The organism is Burkholderia sp. BDU5, assembly GCF_001522845.1.
Classification (GTDB): domain Bacteria; phylum Pseudomonadota; class Gammaproteobacteria; order Burkholderiales; family Burkholderiaceae; genus Burkholderia; species Burkholderia mayonis.
Genome location: NZ_LOWC01000033.1, coordinates 24388 through 40190 on the forward strand (window position 1 = coordinate 24388; position 15803 = coordinate 40190).

General features: G+C 65.9%; 14 protein-coding genes. 8 read left to right on the forward strand and 6 right to left on the reverse strand.

The genetic code is table 11. From position 1 onward, the window contains the following. The first annotated feature begins 204 nt into the window (after nucleotides 1–204). Nucleotides 205–507 carry a hypothetical protein gene (locus WS69_RS06795; RefSeq protein WP_059470033.1) on the forward strand — a complete coding sequence of 101 codons (303 nt, stop codon included), beginning with the start codon at nucleotides 205–207 and terminating at the stop codon, nucleotides 505–507. 324 nt (nucleotides 508–831) lie between these two features. Here WS69_RS06795 and WS69_RS06800 read toward each other — a convergent pair whose 3' ends face one another. After that, nucleotides 832–1779, reverse strand: coding sequence for a LysR family transcriptional regulator (locus WS69_RS06800; protein ID WP_231747085.1), 948 nt, complete (start codon nucleotides 1777–1779; stop codon nucleotides 832–834). 151 nt (nucleotides 1780–1930) lie between these two features. Here WS69_RS06800 and WS69_RS06805 point away from each other — a divergent pair, with 151 nt between their 5' ends. After that, nucleotides 1931–2950 (forward strand): zinc-dependent alcohol dehydrogenase family protein, encoded by a 1020-nt coding sequence (locus WS69_RS06805; protein ID WP_226382828.1) that lies wholly within the window; start codon nucleotides 1931–1933, stop codon nucleotides 2948–2950. A gap of 32 nt (nucleotides 2951–2982) precedes the next feature. Here the strand turns inward: WS69_RS06805 and WS69_RS06810 are convergent, their stop codons facing one another. From WS69_RS06810 to WS69_RS06825, 5 genes are all read right to left on the reverse strand, one after another. Beyond that, nucleotides 2983–4113: an oxidoreductase gene (locus WS69_RS06810; protein ID WP_059470035.1), complete on the reverse strand. Its 1131-nt coding sequence runs from the start codon at nucleotides 4111–4113 to the stop codon at nucleotides 2983–2985. Nucleotides 4114–4220: 107 nt separating this feature from the next. After that, nucleotides 4221–5609 (reverse strand): class II 3-deoxy-7-phosphoheptulonate synthase, encoded by a 1389-nt coding sequence (locus WS69_RS06815; protein ID WP_059470036.1) that lies wholly within the window; start codon nucleotides 5607–5609, stop codon nucleotides 4221–4223. Beyond that, complete coding sequence (locus WS69_RS33040; RefSeq protein ID WP_156437976.1) at nucleotides 5596–5775, reverse strand: hypothetical protein; 180 nt, start codon at nucleotides 5773–5775, stop codon at nucleotides 5596–5598. The genes WS69_RS06815 and WS69_RS33040 overlap by 14 nt, the downstream gene beginning before the upstream one ends. A 202-nt stretch (nucleotides 5776–5977) precedes the next feature. After that, the gene (locus WS69_RS06820) at nucleotides 5978–6985 is read right to left on the reverse strand and encodes an EthD domain-containing protein (RefSeq protein WP_226382827.1); all 1008 of its coding nucleotides are present in this window, start codon (nucleotides 6983–6985) and stop codon (nucleotides 5978–5980) included. Nucleotides 6986–7434: 449 nt separating this feature from the next. Further along, complete coding sequence (locus WS69_RS06825) at nucleotides 7435–7899, reverse strand: hypothetical protein (protein ID WP_059470037.1); 465 nt, start codon at nucleotides 7897–7899, stop codon at nucleotides 7435–7437. Between the two features lie 704 nt (nucleotides 7900–8603). On the opposite strand from WS69_RS06825, the gene WS69_RS06835 reads away from it, so the two are divergent. The 6 genes from WS69_RS06835 to WS69_RS06865 all read left to right on the forward strand — a co-directional run bounded on the left by WS69_RS06835 (nucleotide 8604) and on the right by WS69_RS06865 (nucleotide 15798). Then, complete coding sequence (locus WS69_RS06835) at nucleotides 8604–9047, forward strand: MarR family transcriptional regulator (protein WP_226382826.1); 444 nt, start codon at nucleotides 8604–8606, stop codon at nucleotides 9045–9047. 403 nt (nucleotides 9048–9450) lie between these two features. Next, a complete protein-coding gene (locus WS69_RS06845) occupies nucleotides 9451–10959 on the forward strand; it encodes an acyl-CoA carboxylase subunit beta (RefSeq protein WP_059470041.1) in 1509 nt (502 codons plus the stop codon). An 11-nt stretch (nucleotides 10960–10970) separates the two neighbouring features. Then, a complete protein-coding gene (locus tag WS69_RS06850) occupies nucleotides 10971–12197 on the forward strand; it encodes a hydroxymethylglutaryl-CoA reductase (protein ID WP_059470042.1) in 1227 nt (408 codons plus the stop codon). After that, a complete protein-coding gene (locus WS69_RS06855) occupies nucleotides 12194–13690 on the forward strand; it encodes an acetyl-CoA carboxylase biotin carboxylase subunit (RefSeq protein WP_059470043.1) in 1497 nt (498 codons plus the stop codon). Before WS69_RS06850 ends, WS69_RS06855 begins: the two co-directional genes overlap by 4 nt. Nucleotides 13691–13737: 47 nt before the next feature. Further along, a complete protein-coding gene (locus tag WS69_RS35255) occupies nucleotides 13738–14310 on the forward strand; it encodes an acetyl-CoA carboxylase biotin carboxyl carrier protein subunit (RefSeq protein WP_269434735.1) in 573 nt (190 codons plus the stop codon). 87 nt (nucleotides 14311–14397) lie between these two features. Next, on the forward strand, nucleotides 14398–15798 hold the full coding sequence (locus tag WS69_RS06865; RefSeq protein ID WP_059470045.1) for an MmgE/PrpD family protein: 1401 nt from the start codon (nucleotides 14398–14400) through the stop codon (nucleotides 15796–15798). Nucleotides 15799–15803: the final 5 nt, after the last annotated feature.

Consider the following 15803-nt stretch of genomic DNA (forward strand, 5'->3'; position numbering starts at 1 on the left):
CCGAGACGGATTGGGTGATTCGATGCCTCGCAATGTAGAGAATCCGGTCCGAAAAAACTGTTAGCAATTCATGTCAGACGATGTCGTGAATCCGTTGAAACGAGATGACATGGTTTCCCAACAGATTTTCATCGGCATTGCTTCTAATGTGGCGATGTCGTCCTGGCCGCGGCCAGCCGATCCCTTTCTGATCAAGGAACTGCCATGAAACTGCATGCATCGTTTGCCGCCGCAAGTGGTGTCGCGCTCGCGCTGATTGCCCCCTCCTCATTCGCCGGCGTTGCCGTCGGCATCACCGTGCCGGTCGCTGTGCCGGTCGTCGCGGCGGCGCCTGCGGTGCCCGTCTACGCCGTGCCGGCCGTGATCGCGCCACCGCCCGTCGTCGTCCCGCCGCCGGCTGTCGTGGTGACGCCCGCGTACGTCGCGCCCGTGCGGCCGGTGGTCGCGGGTCCCGTCGTCACGGTCCATACAGGATATTGGGTGCACGGCCCGGTCGTCGTACGCTAGAGATTTGCGTGCGGCGTTCCTCCCGGCTCCCCTCAGCGCAGTACCGTATGCCGCGCTGCCGGACGTTGCCGCGCTCGCGCAACGAGACGGCTGCACAATATTCCTCGACGCGTTCGGCGATCCGTCGGCGCAACTGCACGATCCGAGGTTGACGAAAGCGTTGCCATCGAACTCGTGTGCTATTCGCATTGAGTGGTAGCGAACCCCAATCGACGCCGCCCCGCCAGTTCGATTTTTTCCGACTGCGGGGCTTTTCTTGGGTTGTTGCGCGGGCTGTCCATGACCGTGACGAAACCTCGGCGCCGCCCCCGCAGAGGACAGATTTCAGACCGGCAGTTCGACACCAGCCGTCTCGGCTTGCCCAAGCCGGTCCCACGGCGGAATCGGCATGAAATAGTCGGTCAGTTCTTCGACAACTGCCCGCACCTTCGGCGAAGGTTCGCGCGCGACCGGCCACAGCACGTGAATGGGCATGCAGCCGCCGGCGAAATCGGGTAGCGCGATGTCGAGCCTGCCCGCGCGCAGATCGTCGGCAACGAGCCACGTCGGCAAGTACGCGAGCCCGGTGCCCGACAACACCGCGTCGCGCAGCGCATCGCCCTGGCCGATCGTATGCTTCGCCCGGATGTCCGCCGTCACCGCCCCGTTCCGTACGTCAGAAAATACCCAAGGTATCGCCCGTCCGTCGCGCGCGAACACGATGCAATCGTGACCGGTCAATTCGTCGATCGTCTCGGGACGCCCTCGCACCGCGAGATACGCGGGCGACGCACACAACACCGACCGCTGAATCCCGAGCGGGCGACGAGCCGTGTTCGCGCTGTCGTGAAGCTCGCCGAGCCGCACGACCACATCGATGCCTTCGTCGATCAGATCGACGAACCGATCCGTGAACGACACGTCGAGTTGCAGCAACGGATGCCGTTCGGCCAAATCGATCAGGACCGGCAACACCCAACGCCTGCCGAACGAAGTCGACAAGCTCACGCGCAGCGGCCCCGCAACCTCGTGACGCCGCTGCGCGAGCACGGCTTCGACGTGGACGAGCTGATCGAGAATGCGCAGGCAGCTTTCGTGATACAGGCGGCCTTCCGTCGTGAGCGTCAGCGCGCGCGTCGTGCGGTCCAGCAGCCGCACGCCGAGCCGCTGCTCCAGTCGCGCGACGTTCTTGCCGACGGCGGACTTGGACAGGCCCACTCGACAGGCGGCTGCGGTGAAGCTGCCTGCCCCGACCGCGTGCACGAACGCCACCATCGCTTGAAGATGAGTCACTTTGATTCGGTTCATGAAATTGGCGACGAAATGGCGCAGATATGAGGAGCAGATATCGCCACTGCCGAGCGCCGCGCGCTCGTAAAATGAATGACAGGAATTCGCGATGGCGCGGGTTCGTTCTCGGACGGGGCGACAGATGGCGCAGACGATGAAGATCTGGGAACTCGACGCATTCGGCATTGACCGCCTCGCACTGGCGCAACGACCCGTGCCGAAACCCGGCGCCGGGGAATTGCTCGTGCGCGTGGCGGCCGTGTCATTGAATTATCGAGACAAGCTCGTGATCGAAGGTCGGTTGATGTCGACGCAGCCTGCGATGCCCTTCACGCCCGTCTCCGACATGTGCGGCGAAGTCGTCGAGACGGGCGCCAACGTCGAGCGCTTCAAATCGGGCGACCGCGTGATGGGCAATTTCTGGACGCCATGGATCGGCGCCACGCTGCCTCCCGAGATGCGTACGTCGGAACGTTCGCTCGGCGGGCCGTTGCCCGGCATGCTCGCCGAATACGTCGTGCTGCCCGAATCGGCGGCCGTCATCGCACCCGCGTCTCTGTCCGACGCCGAGGCATCGACATTGCCCGTCGCCGGCGTGACCGCTTGGGTTGCGCTCGTCGAACGCGGACAGCTCGCGCCGGGACAGGCCGTCGTCGTACAGGGCACCGGCGGCGTCGCACTCTTCGGCCTGCAGATCGCGCGCGCACTCGACGCGAAGGTCGTCGTGCTGTCCCGTCACGATGACAAGCTCGCGCGTGCGCGGACGCTCGACGCATGGGCGGGCATCAACACGACGCGCACGCCGAAATGGGAGGATGCCGTCCTCGCGCTCACCGCTGGCCGAGGTGCGAACGTCATCGTCGAGCTCATCGGCGGCGACAATGTGATGCATTCGGTCGGCGCGGTCGCGGATCATGGTCATATCGTCCAGGTCGGCTTTCTGGGGAGCCCGAAGGTGCACATCGATGCGATTGCGCTGATGCTGACGCGCGCGTCGATCCACGGTGTCTCGGTAGGCAGCCGGCAGTCGTTCGAAGCGTTCGTCCGCGCAATCGATCGGCACGCGATCAAACCGGTCGTCGACTCGATCTATCCGTTCTCCGACGTGCGCGCCGCATTCGAGCACCTCGATCGCGGGCCATTCGGCAAGATTGTCGTCTCCGTTCGCGGCTGACGTCGGCGGCCGCCTGAGCGTCGCGTGCGCCGTCAGGTCAACGTCGAGAACATGTCCTTGCGGTACGGAACGATCCGATCGTACTCGCCCGCCCGCACTTTCGCGGGCCACGCCGGGTCGGCCAGCAAGGCGCGGCCGAGCGCGATGCAATCCGCCCTGCCCGCCTCGACTCGCGCCACCGCGCGATCGAGATTCTCGACGCCGACCGACAGGCCTTCCGCGCCGCGCACCTGCGCCGCCGAGAATGCGTTGTCGATCCCGATGCTGCCGACCATGATCACCGGCTTGCCGGACAGCTTCCGGACGAGCGACGCGAGATCGGTGTCGCTTTCGGACGGAAACGCGGGCTCCCAGAAGCGGCGCGTGCTGACGTCGAAGATGTCGACACCTGCGGCGACGAGCGCATCGAGCATCGTCTCGAGCTCGCCCGACGATTCGACGATGCGCGCGGTGTAGTCCTGCACCTTCCATTGCGAGAATCTGAAGACGATCGGCACGCTCGCGCCGACTGCCTTTCGCACCGCCGCAGCCACTTCGGTCGACAGTCGCAGGCGGTTCTCGAGCAAGCCGCCGTATGCGTCGGCGCGCCTATTCATGCTCGCCCACAGGAATTGGTCGAACAGATAGCCGTGCGCGCCATGCAGTTCGATCGCGTCGAAGCCGGTCTCGACCGCATCGTAGGCGGCGCGCGCGAACGACGCCGCGATGTCGCGCGCGTCGGCGTCCGTCATTTTCTCGACCATGATCACGCCGTCTTCGACGATGCGCTCGGGTCCGATGCTCGGCCATTCCGGATGAGGCGGCGTGCCGCGCCGACGCACGTTGCCGAGGTGCCAGAGCTGCGCCGCGATCGCGCTTCCGGCATCGTGCACGCCTTCCACGACGCGCTTCCAGCCGTCGAGCGCTGACTGGCCGAAGCAATGCGGCACGTCGGCGAATCCGCCCGCGACCGGGTGATCGACGTACGTTCCTTCGGTGATGATGAAGCCGACGCCGCCTTCGGCGCGCTTCGCGTAATAGCGTGCGACTTCGCGGTCGGGAATGCCGTTCGGCGATTGCCGCCGGGTCATCGGCGCCATGACGATGCGGTTGGGCGCGCGCAGACTGCCCAGCGAAACCGGTTCAAAAATGATGTCGAAATTCGAGACGTTTGTCGTCGACATGGAGTCCTCGTCGGCTGACTATGTTGGGCGCACGCGACGCACGACGAACCGGCGCATCGCGTACGGCGGATGGATCGCATGGGCAATCGCGCGACCGGTGAGCCGGATCACGCGGCTTCGTCGTGCTGGAGGCTTTCGCGCGGATCGCGCCTGGCCGACAGTTTTTCCGAAACCAGGAACGCGAGCTCGAGCGCCTGCGATCCGTTCAGGCGCGGATCGCAATGCGTGTGATAGCGTTCGCACAACTGATCGTCTCGAATCTGCTGCCCGCCGCCCGTGCATTCCGTCACGTCGGTTCCCGTCATTTCGAGATGCAGGCCGCCCGCATGCGTGCGTTCCGCCTCGTGGACATCGAAGAAGCGCTCGACCTCGAGCAAAATGCTCTCGAAGCGGCGCGTCTTGTATCCGGATGCCGACTTGATCGTGTTGCCATGCATCGGATCGATCGACCAGATCACTTCGCGCCCTTCGCTCTTCGTCATTCGCACGAGGCGCGGCAGCAACTCGGGGAGCTTTTCCGCGCCCATTCTCGCGATCAGCGTGAGGCGGCCCGGTTCGTTGTCCGGATTGAGCACGTCGATCAGCCGCAACAGATCGTCGGGCTTGATCGTCGGGCCGCATTTGAGCCCGATCGGATTCGAGACGCCGCGCAGGAACTCGATGTGCGCGTCGTCGGCGCCGCGCGTGCGCTCGCCGATCCACAGCATGTGCGCGGAGCAGTCGTACCATTCCGCCGTCAGCGCATCCTGCCGAGTCAACGCCTCTTCGTAATGCAGGAGCAGTGCGTCGTGGCTCGTGTAGAGATCGGTTTCGCGCAGCGAGCGCACCGACTCCGGCGATACGCGGCACGCGTTCATGAACACGAGCGCCTGTTCGATGCGGCACGCGATCTGCCGATAACGCTGCCCCTGCGGCGCGGACGCGACGAAGCCGGCATTCCATTCCTGCACTTGACGCATGTCGGCGAATCCGCCGTGGCTCAACGCGCGCAGCAGGTTGAGCGTTGCCGCTGCCTGGGAATAGGCCTTGAGCACGCGCTCGGGGTCCGGTCGCCTCGCGGCCGCCGTGAATTCGATGCCATTGATGATGTCGCCGCGATAGCTCGGCAGCGTGACGTCGCCGACGGTTTCGTCGGGCGAACTGCGCGGCTTCGCGAACTGCCCTGCGATGCGGCCTACCTTGACGACGGGAAGCCCGGTGCTGAACGCAAGCACCGTCGACATCTGCAGGAACACGCGGAGCAAATCGCGCACCGCATTCGGATGAAACTCGGCGAACGACTCTGCGCAATCTCCCCCTTGCAGAAGGAAGGCCTTGCCGCGCGCGACGTCCGCGAGCTGCGCCTTGAGATCGCGAATTTCTGATGCGAGCACGAGCGGCGGCAACCGCCTCAGTTGCTCCTCCGACGCCGCGAGCTTCGCCGAGTCGGGATAGCTCGGCACCTGGTGGATCGGCCGATCGCGCCAGGAGGATGGGGACCAGTCAGCATGCGTCATGGCGGCCCTCTTGCGTTCCGGCCGGCTCGACATGCGAACCGCGGTCGCCGCTCGACGTGCCGGAGAAGGATCGGCGGCCCGCTTCGGCGTGCAACTCCGCCTCGGGAGATGTCCGGTTCGCGGGAAGCGTTGCGCCAATCAACACATCGAAATCGTAGTGATCCACAGTCAGGCTCCGACAAAGCAGATGATCTCCCGCAGCACATGCCCGCAGGTCCTTGCCTCACTCCAGCCTACTTAACTTATTGCGACCGCCGTCTTTCTCCGCCGGCGCGGCCGCATTATGTCGGCGCGCCGACGCCGTCATGCGCGTTGGAACGCTTGGCTGACGACTCGCGCGCCGCATTCGCCGCGCGGGACAGCCGCAATCATCGCGTCGCCGTTTCCGGAAAAATCTGATTGACCACCTGGTATGCGAGCGCCGTCCAGTATTCGCTTGCATCGTCCGCGACGAGTTTTGTTTCTTCTTCGGCAAGCCGCACCACGCCGGGATCGAGCAGGAAATCCTCGAGATCGTTGATCGACGTGAACGCGAGGATCGACACGCCGTCGATCGTGTGCCCGACCGAATGGAAGAACGGCTGCCCTTCCTGCGTCGGACCGATGTTGTGCAACTGAACGTAGCGCTTGACATAGCGGCTCGTCGCCGGCTGGGCGAGCACTTGCTTCGCGTACTGGTTCAACCACGCGTCGTGGAAATCGGCGCGAGACAGCGATGCCTTGCGACGCGCGACCTTGACGAGCAAAAACGACTCGCGCTGCGTTTCGCTCGGCACGATGATGTGCTGTCGAGCGAGCACCGGGCACAGCTCGCGGAAAATCGCCTGATCCTCGGGCAAGACCTTTGCCGCGATTTCCGGCTGACTGAATACCGCCTGCAACCCTTCGACGTTCTCGAAGCCGAGGTATGCGATGCCGTCCCACTGCGGACGGCGGTATTCGGGAATATGGCCGATTACGGTATCGAACAGCTTGCCGTTACGGTCGACGGGCGGCTCGTAAGGCAGCGGCGCGCTGCTCGATGGGCCGGCTGGCAACCGGTGAATCTGGTCGTAGCGCAGCAGATGCTGGATGCCGTTCGCTTCGGGCGGCTGAGCATAGACGAAGCGCGGCCCGTGCACCTTCCGCCAATACTCAGTCCATTTTTCGAACGCAAGGTTCGGGTTGCGCTCGAAGGCGCTCGTTTCGACGGCGGGATCCTTGATCAGCTCGCCCGTGGAGTTCAGCAGCAGGTTCGGATCTCTGCGGCGCTCGTCGAGCGGCGCGTTGTCCGCGCGGGACAGCAGCGAGCAGATGACCGTCAAAGGTTCATCGTACGAACGGTAGATTTTCAGGTAAGGCGAACGAAACTGACTTTCGGCGGAAATACTGGACACGACGGACTCCTGCTCTCCGGAATGGTTGATCGCGCTGCAAACGCTCACCCCGACGCCGTTTGCCGCATGGCCCGCGGCAAACGGCGAGAACGCGCGGGCGATGTCTCGCAACAACTTTGCATTGCTTATCGTCTAATCAACGTGCTGAGCGAAACGAGTCGGCCGCGAACGCAGTGCGCCCATGCATCACAACCGACTGCGCCGACCGAACGGCGCGCCGCATACGGCCTCTCGCTCACACCCTCGGGTTCTGGATGCGACGGAAGGATCGGCGAACCGGGCTCGAGCCGACGGCACGGGCCCGAACGACAGGGCCGGCCACTTCGCTCTGCTCGGCGGAATCGATCCGCGTGTACAATAGTCGCACGAGATTAGATCGCATGCAATCTAATTTGGTTGGTTGTCGATGCACCGAAGCGCAAGCGGTTCCGCGCGTCGGCGTGAGCCGCTCAAGCCGGTGACGCGGGGCGTGGGCGATATCGTTCCTCGTCTTCCGAATCGTCGTCCAGATCGACGCGGCTCGCCGGATGGACGACCGCTCGCGCGGCCCCGGACAGCACGGTCGTTCCATCCGGCAGCCACGCCCTGCCGCTGAAACGGACGACGTCGCCACGAAGCCCGGCATGCGGTTCGACCGCCTCCACTCTCCACGCAAGCAGGCACGTACTGCCGGGCTCGGGCGTGCGCCGGCAGTCGACTGTGAACGACAGCAGCGAACTCGCGTCGTGCTCCGCCGCGAACATGAAGAACAGCTTGGAGAACGCGGACGCGAGCGCCGCCTGATTGGAGAGGCGATGCGTCGGCACGTCGTCTTTCGGCGGCTGAACCGCGCTGTGCACGTCGTGTCGCGCGACCGGGCGCAGCGCGACCCAATCGCTGCGCGTTTCTCCAATCGAGTATCGGAACCGTGCCATTTCTTCTCCCGGAAATGAGGGGGCATCAGCCGGCGTCGCGACGCAAAATCTGCCCCATCATCCAACTTTTGCATCGCGGTGATATTAGTCGTTCGAGATGTATATTGAGGAATATAGCGGAAATCGACGAGCAATTTCGCGCTCGATGAGGTATCCGGATGGGACGCTTTTCCGTCGAACGGTTCGGCGTAGTCGGCATGGGGCTCGTGAGTGACTCGATTGCGCGCGTGGCCGGGAAACGCCACCCCGGCGTCGAGTCGATCGGGTTCGATGCGATCGACGACGTCCGGCGTTGCGCTCGAAACCGCGTCCGCCGGACGACGCGCCGGCGTTGCTCGAACAGCGGGAGCGCTTCCGGCACAGGCTCGCGGATTGGCGCGATCTGATCGCCGCGTCCCGGAAAACATGCAGGACCGGCTTGCGGGGGCGACTCAATCGGCGTGTGCGTTCGCATCGGCGAAGCATCGCCCTGGCGAAGCCGAAAACGCGTCAACTCGGTAGTTACCAGTACCGGGCCCACGCGAATGGCAATGGCACATATGCTATATTGAAAAAATTGTTCTACAAGCCGTGCGTCTGTCGCAAAGCCCGAGGGCGGCAGCATTCGTGGACGTTGCCCGGCAAGCGCGACGCACTGCGCACCCCGCTATTCGCGGCGGCCCGCATGCGCCGAATACCGTTTATTTTTAAGTTGGTCACGTTGAATGTCTTCCAGTTTGCTCTCTCTTGCCGAAGATACGTTCTGCCTGCGCCTCCAGCGAGCAGCGCGCATGTGGCGCAAGGTCGCCGACGTCGAACTTAGCAAGCTGAATCTCTCCGAAGCAACCTCCACGCCGCTGTGGCTCATCTACAAGCTCGGGGAAGGCTTGCGCCAGCGTACGCTGGCCGAGCATCTCGGCATCGAAGGCCACTCGCTCGTCCGCTTGCTCGATCAGCTCGAGGAAGCCGGACTCGTCGTGCGCCGAGACGACACGTCGGACCGCCGCGCGAAGACGCTGTATCTGACCGAAGCCGGCCGTCGGGTCGGTGAGCAGGTCGATACGATGGTCAAGCACATCAAGGGCAAGCTGTTGCACGGCGTCGCGGCCGATCAGCTCGCGCTCGTCGATTCGGTGTTGAACACCATCGCGACTTCCGCCGAAGAGTAAGGGGTGCGGCGCTGGCCGCCGGCCTCCGCCTCGTCAGAATCGCCCCGCTTCGCTCTCGCCGCTCTTCTCCCGCCTCTCCTGCGGCGCCGACGTCGGCGCCCGTATCCGTTCATCGATTTCCGTCCAGCCGTCCGCCGCCTCGCCAGTGCGACCTTGGCATCGCGTTTTCGCGCTTCCTCGCGCGAGCCGGTCGAGCCGGTTGAGCGCCGGCCGCCGCATGGATCGCACTTTTAGGCGAACAAATTATGGTGTATTGCGATTAAATCGCTCATGATTTATTCTCGCTAGCGGATTGTTCCTGTGTCCAATCCGGTTCCCATTTACCCGAGCATCGCCGTTGACTCGTTGCTGCACCGGGCGAAGTACGGCGATTGCGCCATCGAACCATGTTCAGGGCGATTCGATGAGTGATTTTTCCGGTGTAGAAGAACGTTCCCGCGAACGGCAAGCGCAAGCGGCAGAGCCCCCCGCTCACGTCCGGCGGATTCGGGAACTGCTGGACCCGGGCTCGTTTCGCGAGCTCGACGCCCTCGCCGAGCACGATTGCACCTGGTTCGGCGCGGATCGCCGAAAGCAGCGAGGCGACGGCATCGCGACGGGTCATGGCACGATCGGCCAGCGCCCCGTCCTCGTCTATGCGCACGACGGCGGCTTTCTCGGCGGCAGCTCGAGCCGCGTCCACGCGCTGAAGATCGGCAAGGTGCTGGATCTCGCGCTGCGCATCGGCGTGCCGGTCGTCGCGCTCAATCATTCGTCGGGCCTGCGCATCCATGAAGGCGTCGACGCCGACTCCCAATTCAGCCACGTGTTCTACAAGACGGTGCGCGCATCGGGCGTCGTGCCGCAGGTGTCGCTGATTCTCGGCGACTGCGTCGGCGGCGCGGCCTATACGCCCGCGCTCACCGACTTCATCGTGATGGTCGATCAGGAGTCCGCGCTGTTTCTGACGGGCCCCGCGGTGATTCGGCGCGCGACCGGCGAGGAAGTCACGAGGGAGGAAATCGGCGGCGGACATCTGCACGCGGCCGAAACCGGCCTCGCGCACTTTCTCGTCGAATCCGGCGACGAGGCGCTCGCGCTCGCGCGCGAACTGCTTTCGTATCTGCCGCAGAACAACGCGTCGCCCGTTCCGCCGACGCACGGGCCCACAACGCTGCCTCGCACGCTCGACGGCATCGCCGACATCGTTCCCGTGAGCAAGACCGAGCCGTTCGACGTGCGGGAGCTGATCGAGCTGCTGGCCGACGACCGGGCGTTCCTCGAAGTGCACCGGCTCTACGCGCGCAACATCGTGGTGGGCTTCGCGCGCATCGGCGGCCAAAGCGTCGGCATCGTCGCGAACCAGTCGGCGTGGCTTGCCGGCTGCCTCGACATCGACGCATCGGAAAAGGCCGCGCGATTCGTTCGCACCTGCGATGCGTTCGGCATTCCGATCCTCACGCTCGTCGACGTGCCGGGCTACCTGCCCGGCAAGCAGCAGGAGCGCTCGAACGTGATCGGCGCGGGCGCGAAGCTGATGCACGCGTACTGCGAAGCGGTCGTGCCGAAGGTCGCGGTGGTCTTGCGCAAGGCGTACGGCGGTGCTTATCCGACACTCGCGAACCGGTCCGCGACGGACATGATCTATGCGTTTCCGTCTGCGGAGATATCGGTGATGGGGCCCGAGGCCGCGGTCGACGTGATCTTCCGCAAGGCGCTCGCGAACGCGCCGGATGCGGTCGAGCATCGCGGCAGGTTGATCGAGGAATATCGCGACGCGCATGCGAGCGCGCGCTATTCGGCGAGCCGCACCTATATCGAGGGACTCGTCGAGCCTGCCGAGCTGCGCAACACGGTGACGTCGACCTTCGCGCTGCTTCGCGACAAGATTCCGGGCGCGCCGAGCCGCCGCCATTCGAACATTCAACTATAAAGAGAGCGCAAATGGGCATTCCGAGGGATTCGCAAAACGACTACGCCGCCGCGCAGATCGAAGCCCGCTTGCGCTGGGTCGAGAATTTGACGGGCGGGCGCTACCCGCATCTCGGCGGCGAGCCTGTCTCGCCCGAAGCCGTCAAAGGCACGTGCGAGAACTTCACCGGCTTCGTCGGCATCCCGCTCGGACTCGCGGGGCCGCTCAAGATCACCGGCGCGCATGCGAGCGGCGAATTCGTCGTGCCGCTCGCGACGACGGAAGGCGCGCTCGTCGCATCCTTTTCCCGCGGCATGAGTCTCATCTCCGACAGCGGCGGTTGCACGACGACGCTGCTCGACAACGCGCTTCCGGACAGCGAGCGGCCCGCATACCGCTTCCTCGGCGATGCGCTCACAAAAGTCTCGGCGATCGTGCTGCGCTCGGCGAACCACGCGAGCGCGTTCGACGCGTGGCTGCGCGCCCATGTCGCGCGGATCGTCGAGGCCGCGAACGCGACGAGCCGGCATGCGCGTCTGCTCGAAGTCACGCCGCTGCTGCAAGGCGATCTGGTCGGCCTCGCGTTCACATACGAAACAGGCAACGCGATGGGCCTGAACATGGCGACGAAGGCGAACGAGGCGGCCTGCCGATACATCGCCGAGCAATGTCCGCAGTTCGTCGAGGGCTACCTGAACACGCTCGGCGGCGACAAGCGCTTCGTCGGCGATCAGGCGAAGGGCCGCTACGTGTCGGCGAGCGCGCGCATTCCGGCCGAACTGGTCGAAGCGCGATTGCGCACGACGCCTGCGCGCATGCGCCGCTTCCTGCAGGCGTGCAACACGCTGCTCGCGCAGCGCGGCGCAACCGCGCCGAACATCCACGTCGCCAACGCGTTGACCGCGCTGTTCATCGCATGCGGCCAGGATCCGGCGTTCGTCACCGTGTCGTTCAAGAACGCGTGCACGACGTTCGACGTGCTCGACAACGGCGACCTGCTGGCGGCCGTCACGTTGCCGAACGTGATCGTCGGCGTCGTCGGCGGCGGCACGCGCCTGCCCGCGCAGCAGGAATGCCTGCGCATGCTCGGCTGCGAGGACGACGCGCGCAAGCTCGCGGAAATCGCGGCGGCCGTCGCGCTCGCCGGCGAGGTGTCGGTCGCGGGCGCCGTGAGCGCAGGCGAATTCACGCGTGCGCACACGGTGCTCGGCCGAGGTCTCGAGCAAGCGGCGCGCGCGCCGTCGGAGCGCACGACATGAGCATCAAGCGCGTGCTGCTGTGCTGCCGCGGCGAAATCGCGCTGCGCTTCGTCCGTACCTGCCGGCTGCTCGATATCGAGACCGTCGCGATCTACACCGACGACGATCGCAACGCCGGCTTCGTGCTCGCAGCCGATTCGTCGTTTCACATCGACGCATGGAATCCGGCGACGCTGATCGACACGGTCGTTTCGATCGCGCAGGCGGTGCGCGCGGACGCGGTCGCGCCCGGCTACGGGCCGCTTGCCGAAAACGCGGAATTCGCGGCCGCGTGCGCGGCGAAGCGGCTCGTCTTCGTCGGACCGCACGCGGAGGCAATCCGCCGCACCGGCGACAAGATCGAGGCGCGCGTCGCCGCGCAGCGGGCGGCGGTGCCTGTCGTGCCGGGCGCGATCGTGTCGAGCGACGCGCAAGCGGTCCCCGCCGCGCACGAGATCGGCTTTCCGATCCTCATCAAGGCGGCGCTCGGCGGCGGCGGTCGCGGGATCCGCGTCGTCGAGCGCGCCGAGCAGGTCGAGTCGGCGCTCGCCGAGGTTCGCCGCGAGGCCGAGCTCGCGTTCGGCAGCGACGCAATTTACCTGGAGCGCTTCCTCGGCGAGCGGATTCGCCATATCGAAGTGCAGGTGCTCGGCGATCGCCACGGCAATCTGCTGCATCTCGGCACGCGCGAATGCAGCGTGCAGCGACGGCGGCAGAAGATCGTCGAGGAGGCGCCCGCCCCCTCGCTGTCGGACGCGTTGCGCGAGCGGCTGCACGAATCCGCGCTCGCCGTCGCACGCGAGGTCGGCTATGACAGCGCGGGCACCGTCGAATTTCTCGTCGAGGGCGACGAGCGCTTCTACTTCATCGAGATGAACGCGCGGATCCAGGTCGAGCATCCGGTCAGCGAGGCCGTCACCGGCGTCGACATCGTCGAGCAGATGCTGCGCGCCGCGGCGGGCGAGCCGCTCGGGTTGTCTCAGGGCGACGTGCGCTTTCGCGGTTGCGCGATCGAGTTCCGCGTGTGCGCGGAGGACGCGCATGCGGACTTCCTGCCGACGGGCGGCGTAGTCTCGCACTACCGCGTGCCCGAAGGGCCGGGCGTTCGCATCGACTCGGGCGTCCACGCCGGCGCACGGCAGTCGACGCGCTTCGACAGCCTGTGCCTGAAGCTGATTGTCGACGGCGCGACGCGCGAGATCGCGCTGCGCCGCGCACAGGACGCGTTGAGCGAACTCGCGATCGCGGGCTTCAGCACGAACCTGCCGTTCCATCGCTGGCTGATCGATCATCCGCCTTTCCGGCTCGGGCGCTACGACCTCTCGGTGACGCGCGATTTCCCGTTCGCGCACGGCATGCCGGACGGCACGGTGCGCGTGCTGCACGCGCTCGCCGCGCTCGCCGCGCACGTCGGCACGCCGACGCTTGCGCCGAGAACGAGCGAGCCGACTAACCGTGCGTCGGTTCCTTCCGCATGGGTGATCCGGAACGACCGACGCTCGTGGCTGCCGTGACGGCGCCCGTTCGACGAGTCCTGTCAACCACGACGAGGAGCGCTCGCATGAGCATCCCCCTGCTTCGCACAACTTATACGGGCGCGTTGAGCGACGCGCCGGAAGACGAACCGCCCGTGCGGATCGACGTCCAGACCCTCGAGCCCGACGTCTATCGCGCGACGTTCGGCGACGGCTGCGCGCTGCTGCTTCGCTTGATATCCCGCGAATCGCTGCCGGACGGCGTCGTCAGGCTCGTCGCCGAAGCGGACGGCGCGCATCACGATGTGCTGCTGACGCCCGCCGCGCGAGGCGGCATGACGCTCGACTACGCCGGCATTCATCGAACCATCGGCACGCGCGGCGCACCGCGCGGCTCGAACGGAACGCGCCGCGAGCGCGGACGCGCCGCGCACGCGGCGATTACTGCGCCGATGCCCGCGCGCGTTGCCGAAATCCTGGTCGCCGAATCGGACGTCGTCGACGAAGGCGCGCCGGTCGTCCGCATCGAGGCGATGAAGATGCTGATGACGCTGGCTGCGCCGCGTCGCTGCCGAATCGAGACCGTGCACGTCGCGGCGGCGGAGAACGTCGAGGCCGGCGCGTTGCTCGTCAGCGTGGCGGACGCCGATCCCGCCTGACCGCGCTCGCCGAGCGGCCGAACCGCGCGCCATGCCGGCGCGACCGTTTCAATCGATTTCCTGACCTTCCACCATAGCGGAGTTGCCGTGAGTCTCGAATCCAACATCACGCGGTACTGCGACACCCTCACGTATTCGAAGATCGATCCCGCTGCGATCGAAATCGCGAAGCATTCGCTGATCGACATTCTCGGCGTATCGATCGCCGGATCGCGCGACGCCGAGGTCGAGCTGCTCGCCGGCGTCATCGAGCACTGGGGCGGCCTGCCCGAAGCGCGCGCGATCGGCCGCGCGCGCCGCCTGCCCGCGCCGTCCGCCGCGCTCCTGAACGGCGCGGCCGCGCGCGCGCTCGATTTCGACGACGTCGCCGATCCGCTCGGCACGCATCCGAGTGTCGCGATTCTTCCGCCGCTGCTCGCCGTCGCCGATCTGAAGGCCGACGAAATCGATCACCAGGCATTCATCGCCGCCTACGTCGCCGGGCTCGATCTGTCGATCCGGCTGTCGCGCGCGCGCCGCGAGACGCTGCTCGAGAGCGGCCGCTACGATCTGTGCAAGGTGATCGCGGCCACTGCGGCGGCGGGCATCCTGTACGGGCTGAAGGGCGATCGGCTGCGCGATGCGCTCGGGATCGCGTACACGTCGGCGCTCGGCGAGACGCAATGCATGATCGACGGCGCGCCGACCGTGTTCTACCAGCAAGGGCTCGTCGCGGCCAACGCGGTGCGCGCGGTCGTGCTCGCGTCGCACGGCTTCACGGGCGCGCGAGACTTCCTGACGGGCCGCTGGGGCTATTATTCGGCGTTCGAGCCGGGCTCGGCCGTCGAGACGGTCGACGCCGATCTCGGCAAGACGTTCGCGAACGTCGACGGCATCGCGTTCAAGCCGTTCCCGACTTGCCGCCCGAACACGTCGGCCGCCGCGCTCGCGCTCGCGCTGACGAACGGCGAGCGCTTCGACGCAACGCAGATCGAGCGCGTCGACATCCAGACCAATCAGCAGATCTACGATCTCGTCAGCGCGCCGGTGGCGCGCAAGCAGGCGCCGACGAGCGTCGTCGAGGCGCGCTTCAGCATCGCGTACAACGTCGCGACGGTCCTCGCGACCGGCGATCTGTTCATCGGCGACTTCACCGACGACGCGATCCGCCGCCCTAACGTGATCGCCGTGAGCCGCAAGATTCATCCGACCACCGATCCCGATTGCGAGCGCCGTGAGCTCGGCACGCACGGGAAGATCAAGATCGCGATCCAGCTCGTCGACGGGCGCATGCTGTCCGGCGAAGTTTCGTACGCGAAAGGCAACCCGAAGAACCCGATGACGCTCAACGAACTCGCCGCGAAATTCGACAAGTGCGTCGCCTATTCGCGTCTTCCGCATGCGCAAGCGAATCGCGCCGGCATCGTCGATTGGGTCGTCGATGCATCGAATCGGAATCCGAAGTACGCGCAACTCGCGTCGCTGCTGCACGCGCCAGCCGCTGCCTGACGCCG

Coding starts and splice junctions, on each gene's coding strand:
- WS69_RS06795 (WP_059470033.1), top strand. CDS start 205: ATGAAACTGCATGCATCGTTTGCCGCCGCAAGTGGTGTCGCGCTCGCG.
- WS69_RS06805 (WP_226382828.1), top strand. CDS start 1,931: ATGAAGATCTGGGAACTCGACGCATTCGGCATTGACCGCCTCGCACTG.
- WS69_RS06810 (WP_059470035.1), bottom strand. CDS start 4,113: ATGTCGACGACAAACGTCTCGAATTTCGACATCATTTTTGAACCGGTT.
- WS69_RS06815 (WP_059470036.1), bottom strand. CDS start 5,609: ATGACGCATGCTGACTGGTCCCCATCCTCCTGGCGCGATCGGCCGATC.
- WS69_RS06825 (WP_059470037.1), bottom strand. CDS start 7,899: ATGGCACGGTTCCGATACTCGATTGGAGAAACGCGCAGCGATTGGGTC.
- WS69_RS06835 (WP_226382826.1), top strand. CDS start 8,604: ATGTCTTCCAGTTTGCTCTCTCTTGCCGAAGATACGTTCTGCCTGCGC.
- WS69_RS06845 (WP_059470041.1), top strand. CDS start 9,451: ATGAGTGATTTTTCCGGTGTAGAAGAACGTTCCCGCGAACGGCAAGCG.
- WS69_RS06850 (WP_059470042.1), top strand. CDS start 10,971: ATGGGCATTCCGAGGGATTCGCAAAACGACTACGCCGCCGCGCAGATC.
- WS69_RS06855 (WP_059470043.1), top strand. CDS start 12,194: ATGAGCATCAAGCGCGTGCTGCTGTGCTGCCGCGGCGAAATCGCGCTG.
- WS69_RS35255 (WP_269434735.1), top strand. CDS start 13,738: ATGAGCATCCCCCTGCTTCGCACAACTTATACGGGCGCGTTGAGCGAC.